Origin of the sequence: Saccharothrix hoggarensis (assembly GCF_042678885.1) — a bacterium.
Classification (GTDB): domain Bacteria; phylum Actinomycetota; class Actinomycetes; order Mycobacteriales; family Pseudonocardiaceae; genus Actinosynnema; species Actinosynnema hoggarensis.
Map to the genome: position 1 here is coordinate 1 of NZ_JBHTLK010000295.1, position 7,273 is coordinate 7,273.

Below are 7,273 nucleotides of genomic sequence, written 5' to 3' on the forward strand. Positions count from 1 at the left end.
AGGTCGCGCGCCAGCGCGACGTGCAGGGCGTCGGCGGACGGCGACGCGGCCTGGGCCGGCGCGGGCAGGACGACGAGCGCGGCGGCGACCACCGCCGCGCAACTCTGCGCGATCAATCTCACGACAGCTCCTATGCAGGGGTGAGGAGAGGTGTGAGAGCGCTCTCTCGGCATAGCTTCGCAGGTGGTCCAGACCGCCGTCAACGGCTGCGGAACAGATGAGCACCAGGAATCCGAGCGGTCGTCGCCGTGACGCGGACGGGCCGGGCACGACGAGGCGCCGCCCCGGGGGACGGGGCGGCGCCTCACCCGACGTCGTGCGTCAGGGGCTGACGGTGATGGTGAACGTGCTGGTCCGGTTGCGGATGTTCTCGACGTTGTCGCTCAACCTGAGGTTGTTGAAGGTGACCGCGCCGACCGCCGGTCCCTGCCCGACCTCCGGCATCTCGTTCGCCCACACGCCGATGCCGGACTTGTGCTGGTACTGGTCGCCGCTCAGCCTGGCCCCGGAGATCGAGACGTTCGTCAGGACGGTGTCCTGGATCGGGTTCTCCGGTGTGGACCCGGTGTACTTCGTCTGGAACATGATCCCGGCGTACGTCGGGTCGACGATGTCCACGTCGGCGACCCGGATGCCGCGGAACGGCTTGGAGGCCGAGAACATCCAGATGCCGGGGAACGTCTGCCCGTTCCAGAAGTGACCGCCCGTCCGCACCAGCGTCAGCCCGGTGAACGTGGTGGGCTCCGGCCCGAAGCCGTTCATGGGGTAGCCGAAGTCCAGCGAGCTGATCGTGACGCCCGAGTACGTCAGCGTGTCGGCGATGTAGATGTTGCGGAACGTGTTGAGGAAGCCGCCGTACACGGCGAGCCCGGCCGCGCGCCACGTCGTCAGCGAGGACAGGTTCTCGTACACGTTGTTCTTCTCGTCCGCGCCGCCCGCGTCGATCGCCGAGAACAGCGCGAAGCTGTCGTCACCGGTCGAGCGCGCCTCGATGTTGGCCACCCGGTTGTCCGTGCTGCCGTTGGTCATGTTGACGCCGTCGGCGAACGTGTTGCGGATGCGGGAGTCCTTGATCGTCATGAAGTCGGTGTTCGCGCCCCAGTACAGGCACACCACGTGCTCGGCCCAGATGTCCTCGATCGTGATGTTCGAGACGTTGGCGAAGTCGAACACCTTGCCGGGGCCGTCGATGCGCGAGACGTAGTTGCCGAAGAACGCGAACCCGCTGAACGTCGACCCGTTCACCGACTGCTCGGCCCGGAAGCCCGCGTCGGTGTTCTCCTGCGTCGTCGGCACGACGAACTTCGTGAACCACGGTCCCGCGCCGACCACCCGGATCGGCTTGCCGTACACCTGGAACTTCTGCGTGGTCGTGTACGTGCCCGCCGGCAGGTACACGCCGAGGAGGTTGCCGCTGGTGTCCATGCGGAACCGGTCCAGCGCGTTCTGCACGTCCTGGTGGCCGAACCCGGTCGGCGTCAGGTACCGGGCCGGGTCGGGGTTGCCCCGCGCCACCGCGTTCTCGAAGTTCACGAAGTCGATGGCGTAGTTGGTGGTGTTCGCGGCGTCCTTCTGGAGCTTGATCCTCGTGCCCGCCGGGAACGTGCCGTTGAGCATGACGTTGGCTTCGTCGTAGATGTGCCGCGGACCGCCGGCGCCCGGCGAGTTGCCGGGGTTCGCCTCGTTGCCGTAGAGCCAGATGTGCCGCGACGTCAGGTCGATCGCCTTGTGGAACGTCCCGTTGACGTACACGTTCAGCGTGGCGTTGATGCCGCCACCGCCCGGCGCGTCCGGGATGGAGAAGCGGGTGACCAGCGTGTTGGTCGGCCCGTTCGTGGTGAACTCGACCGACGAACCCGTGCTGTTCAACGTGACCGCGCGCCGGCCGGACGCCTCGCCGGCGAGGTCGCCGATGGTCCGGTTGGGGCCGATCTTCGCCGCGCCGCCCGCCGTGACGCCGTCCTCCGCCTCGACGTGCTGCCACGGCACGTTCGCGCCGCGGCCGACGAACAGGGGCGAGGTGGTGACGTTGTTCGCCTGGCGCGCCGCGATCTCGTTGGCGTCGACCGCGATCTGGGTCCGCACGGTGTACTTGCCGTTGGCCGCCGGCCACGGCCCGAGGGTGATCTGCGGCGCGGACTGGCCGGGCTGGATCGTGCCGGTGTGGCTGCCGGTCAGCGTCCGCACGGTGGCGCCCGTGGTGGCGTCGAGGACGGTGACCGTGACGCCGTGCGCGCCGCTCGCCGAGGCGATCGAGCCCTCGTTGCGGAGCACGACGGCGAAGGTGACGTTCTGGCCGTTGGCCGGGTTGCCCGGCGTCCAGCTCGTCGTGCCGACCAGGTCCGAGCTCGGCACCGGCGTGACGACCAGGGCGCTCGGGTGCAAACGGGCGTTGTTCGCCTCGTCCTGCTCGACGACCTTCTTCGCCTCGTCCACCTTGGCGGTGTACTGGTAGGAGCCCGAACCGCGCGGGCCGACGTTCGCCGTGACGGTCGCCGACGCGCCCGCCGCGAGCGCGCCGACCTGGGCGGCGCCCACGGAGGTGTCGCCGAGGAAGAAGGTCACGTCGGTCGCGCCGGACGCCGCCGTGCCAGCGTTGCGCACGGTGGCGGACAGCGTGAGCGGGTCGGTCTCCACCGGGCTCGCCGGCGTGAACGACGTCGTGGTGACGGTCAGGTCCGGGTTCGGCGCGGCCACGCCGAACACCTGGAACTCGGCGACCTGGCCGCCGGGAGCGCCGGTGTTCGCGGTGATGCGCAGCCGGACGTCCGCGACGCGCGCGGTCAGCGGGATCGTCACCGCGTTGCCGGACGCCGGGTTGAACACGTAGTCCCGCGCCGCCACCAGGGTGGTGAACGCCGTGGCGCTCTGCTCCCGGCCCAGCACCTCGATGTTCTGCGTGCGCGTGCTCCACGCCGCCGCCGGGTCGAGCCGCAGCACGACCGAGCTGAGGTCGGAGTTCGACCCGAGCTGCGTGGTGAGCGTGTTCGGGTAGGTCGCGCCCTCCCAGTACGTCGTGACGTTGTCGTCGTTGGCGTTCGTGGCGACGAACGTGAACGTGTGCGAGGACGCGGTGATCGGCCTGCCCTTGGCGAGGTTCGTGCCGGGGGCGGGCGAGCCGGGCCGGGTGACGGAGTTGCTCGCGGCCGACCGGTTGCCCGCCGCGTCCTTCGCGATCACGTGGTACGTCACCGCGAGCCCGTCGGGCTGGGTGTCGGTGTACGTCAGCACGGTGCCCGCGACGCTCGTGCGCAGCACGCCGTTGGCGTAGACGTCGTACCCGGTGACGCCGGTGTTGTCGGTCGACGCCGACCACGTCAGCCTGATCTGGCCGGCCTGCGGCGACGTGTAGGCGAGGTTGGTCGGCGCGGAGGGCGGCTGCGTGTCGCCGCCGGTCGGGCCGTGCACCTCGAACTCGGCGATCTGCCCGGCGGGCCAGCCGGTGTTGCCGGTGATCAGCAGCCGCAGGTACCGGGTCGTGGTGGCGGTGAACTGGATCGTCACGGTGTTGTTGGTGGCCGGGTCGAACGTGTGCCGGGTGGACGGGACCAGGTCGCCGAACACCTGGCCGTCCGCGCTGTGCTGCACGGCGAGCGTCTGGGTGCGCGCGCCCCAGCCCGACGTCGGCAGCTTCAGCACGACCCGGTCGACCTTCACCGACGCGCCGAGGTCGGCCCGCAACCACTGCGGGAACGCGTTGTTCGCGCTCTCCCAGTACGTGGCCTGGTTTCCGTCGCCGGCGTTGGGCGCCTGGTAGACGTCGTTGTGGCTGCTCGCGGTGTAGGTCGCGGAGAGCGCGGCCGCGGCGGCGACGGCCTGGCGGACGTCGATGTCGGCGACCCGCGTGCCGGCGACGCGCACGTAGCGGACGAGCGTCGGGTCGAAGTCGAACGTCAGGTCGTTGCCCTCGGCGGGGTCGAACGTCCGCCGGTCGGCCGGGACGAGGGTGGCGAAGCCCTTGCCGTCCACGCTGGTCTGCACGGCGAACGTCGGGTCCTGCCGGTCGCCGTCCTCGGGCATCGCCAGGCGGACCTGGTCGATGCGCGTGGGCCGGCCGAGGTCGAGGAGGTCGGTGGTGGCCGCGGGGGCGCCCTGGGCGGTAGGGGAGACCAGGGTGAACGCGGCGAGGGACAGTGCGAGCAGGGAGGCGGTCAGGCGTGAACGAGCACGTGTCGTCGGTGACATCGGCGTGCTGGCCCTTCTCGTTAGGGCAGTTCCCAGGGATTGTCAGAAAATTCCGGTGAGCTGTCGAGTTCTTGCAAGACTGGCTCGAAGGGTTGCAGAGCGCCCTGGGGAAGTCAACGGTCGGACACGACGAAGGCCGCCCCTGGCGTGGGGGCGGCCTTCGCGGCAAGGCGTCGGTGACCGGCTCGGTGACTAGGACGCCTTGCGCTTGGCGGCGAGCGTGCCGATCAAGCCGACGAGCGCGACCGGCAGGCCGACCAGCGGGAGCAGCGGTATCCCCGCCACCAGCCCGATGCCGTTCAGCAGCACCCCGAGGAGCAGCAGCGCCCTCCACGCCGCCGCGCCGTTCCCGTCCTGTCGCACCACGTCGACCCCTTCCGCTCAGCCTGGCCGAAAGCTAGGCCGCGCGAGCGTCGCCCCGATACCGGCCGCGGACGTTTCGCCTGGTGGGAGAACGTTCTCCGGTCCCCGCTCCGGGCCGGTGCGGGGAACTAGACTTCGATCTTCCGGGGAGGTGGCGGGTGAGCGACCCGAAAGCGGCGTTCGCGCAGGCGTTGACGAGGCTGCGGGAACGCGTGCCCGACGTGTCGGACGAGGCCGTCGCCCGGCGCGCGAGCGCGGTCCTGCTGCCGTCCGGGCGACGGGTCGCGGTGAACGCCCGGCGGCTGGGCGAGTGGATCGGCGGCCAGTCCGTGCCCCGCGACTTCGACGCCGTGCTGGCCGTCGGCCTCGCCACCGGCGGCGTGACGCGGGTGGACGCGCTGCGCGCGCTGTGGCGGGCCGCGCACCAGGAACGCCGTGCCACCCCGAAGTCCGGGCGCGTGGTCGTCGGCCGGCCGCCCAGCGACGCCGCCGCCCTGCGGGACCGGACCGGGCCGTCCGACGCGATCGACGCGGCCCTGCGCGACGACGACGTCCGCCAGGTGCTGCTCACCGGACCGGGCGGGGTGGGCAAGTCCCAGCTCGCCGCGGCCGCGTTCCACCGGGCGTCCGCCGACGTGCTGGTCTGGGTCGGCGCGGGGACCAGGCAATCGGTGCTCACCGGGTACGCCCGCGCGTGGCGCGTGCAGGTGAAGGCCGACGCGGGCGGTGACGACGAGGCCCAGGCCGACCTGTTCCTGGCCTGGCTGCGGTCCACCACCACGTCGTGGCTCGTCGTGCTGGACGACGTGGACGACCCGGCGGAGCTGGCCGGGCTGTGGCCCGCCGGTGACGCCGGCCGCTGCCTGATCACCACGCGCCGCCGCGACGCGTCCCTCCTGCGCCCGGACGCCCGCGTGATCCCCGTCGGCATGTTCGACCGGGACGAGGCGACCGCGTACCTGTCGGCCCGGCTGTCGGTCGACCCCCGGCACGAGCCGGCCGAGCTGGCCGCCCTCGCCGACGCCCTGGGCCGCTTCCCGCTGGCGCTGTCCCAGGCCGCCGCGTTCCTCATCGACTCCGGCGTCGACGTGCCCGGCTACCTCGCCCTCCTCGCCGACCGCCGGCAGCGGGTGGCGGACCTGTTCCCGCCGTCCTCGCCCGCCGACGAGCACGGCGGCACGGTGGCGGGCGCGGTGCGGCTCGCGCTGGAACGCGCGGAGTCGTTGGCCCCCAACGCGGTCGACGTGCTCGGGCTGGTGTCGGTGCTCGCGCCCGACGGCATCCCGGAGGCCGTGCTGCTCGACGGCGGGCGCAACCTGCCCGCGCTGCGGGCCCTGCACCGGCTCAACCTCGTCACCCACCACGGCCGGGTCGAGGCGCACGCGCTCGTCCAGCGCGCGGCCCGCGACCTGGTGCCCGACCTGGCCGCGGTCGCCGTGGCGGCGGCCGACGCGATCGAGCGCGAGTGGGCGACCGCCGACCCCGACACCGGGGCGGCGCTGCACCGCGACGGCGAGGTGCTGCGGTGGGTCGCGGCGGAGCACCTGTGGGACGGCGGCATGCACCCCGTGCTGCGCCGGGTGTCGCGGCACCTGGCGGGCATCGGCCGGGCCGCCGCGTCCCGCGACGTCGCGGAGGAGCTGCTGGCCCGTGCCGTCGAGCCGCGGGACGTGCTGCACCTGCGCACGGAGGCCGCCAGGGCGGTCGGCGACCTCGGCGACACGGCCACCGCGCTGGCGCGCCTGGGGGAGATCCGCGCCGCCGCCGAGCGCGACCTCGGTCCGACCGACGTCGACACGCTGTGGGCGCGGATGTACCAGGTCAGGTTCCGGATGGAGTCGGGGCTGATCGAGACCGCGCTCGCCGAGCTGACGTCGCTCGTCGCGAACTGCGGCCTGCCCGCCGCGCACCCGCTGCGCGTGGACGCCGAGGACGACCGCACGTTGTGCCTGGGGCTGGCCGGCGACTTCGCCGGCGCGCGCGACGCGGCGATTGCGCTGGTCACCGTGCTGCGCGAGGAACTGGGGCCGCGGCACGCGCGGACGTTGCGGGTGATGCTCAACGTCGGCCGGTGGGTCGGCGAGACCGGCGACGTGCGCGGCGCCGTGGCTGTCTTCCGGGAAGCGGCGGAAGGGCTGGCGGCGGTGGCCGGGCACGGGCACCACGACACGTTCATCGCCCGGCACAACCTGGCCTACTGGCGTGCCGTGGCGGGCGACCTCGACCAGGCGATCGCCGAGTTCGAGGCCGGCACGGCGGAGGCGGAGACGGCCCTCGGCGCGGGCCACCCGACCACGCTGACCTACCGCTCCAACACGGCGTTCTGGCGCGGGGTGGCGGGCGACCCGGAGGCGGTGGGGGACCTGGCCGCCCTGCGCCGGGTGGTCGAGGCCGTGTTCGGCCCCGACCACCCGCGCGTGCTCCGGATCAGGCAGCAGCGCGCCGACCTGCTGCACCGCGCGGGCCGGCGCGAAGAGGCCGTCGCCGAGCTGAACGAGGTGCTGGCCGAGATGTCCCGGGTGCAGGGCGCGAACCACCCGCGCACCCGGGAAGCGGCCGACCTCCTGGCGGGCTGGGAGAGCCCGCCCTGATCACGTCTTCCGGACGATGACCCGCTGCAACGCGATGAACGCCAGCAGCAGCCCGCCGATGACTATCTTCGTCCACCACGACGACAGCGTGCCCTCGAACGAGATCAGCGTCTGGATGGTGCCCAGCACGAGCA

The 7,273-nt window shown here is 72.6% G+C and carries 3 protein-coding genes and 1 pseudogene; 1 reads left to right on the forward strand and 3 read right to left on the reverse strand.

Features of this window, described 5'->3' with window-relative positions:
* Positions 1 to 321: 321 nt before the first annotated feature.
* Positions 322 to 4,185, reverse strand: coding sequence for a discoidin domain-containing protein (locus tag ACFQ3T_RS32645; protein WP_380729329.1), 3,864 nt, complete (start codon positions 4,183 to 4,185; stop codon positions 322 to 324).
* Between the two features lie 192 nt (positions 4,186 to 4,377).
* Entirely contained in the window at positions 4,378 to 4,551 is a 174-nt protein-coding gene (locus ACFQ3T_RS32650; protein ID WP_380729331.1) for a hypothetical protein, read from the reverse strand.
* A 155-nt stretch (positions 4,552 to 4,706) separates the two neighbouring features.
* Between ACFQ3T_RS32650 and ACFQ3T_RS32655 the strand changes: the two genes are divergently transcribed.
* Positions 4,707 to 7,139, forward strand: coding sequence for an NB-ARC domain-containing protein (locus ACFQ3T_RS32655; RefSeq protein ID WP_380729333.1), 2,433 nt, complete (start codon positions 4,707 to 4,709; stop codon positions 7,137 to 7,139).
* Here ACFQ3T_RS32655 and ACFQ3T_RS32660 read toward each other — a convergent pair.
* Positions 7,140 to 7,273: pseudogene (locus ACFQ3T_RS32660) on the reverse strand (sugar ABC transporter permease YjfF); the annotation flags it as partial.

Coding starts and splice junctions, on each gene's coding strand:
- ACFQ3T_RS32645 (WP_380729329.1), bottom strand. CDS start 4,185: ATGTCACCGACGACACGTGCTCGTTCACGCCTGACCGCCTCCCTGCTC.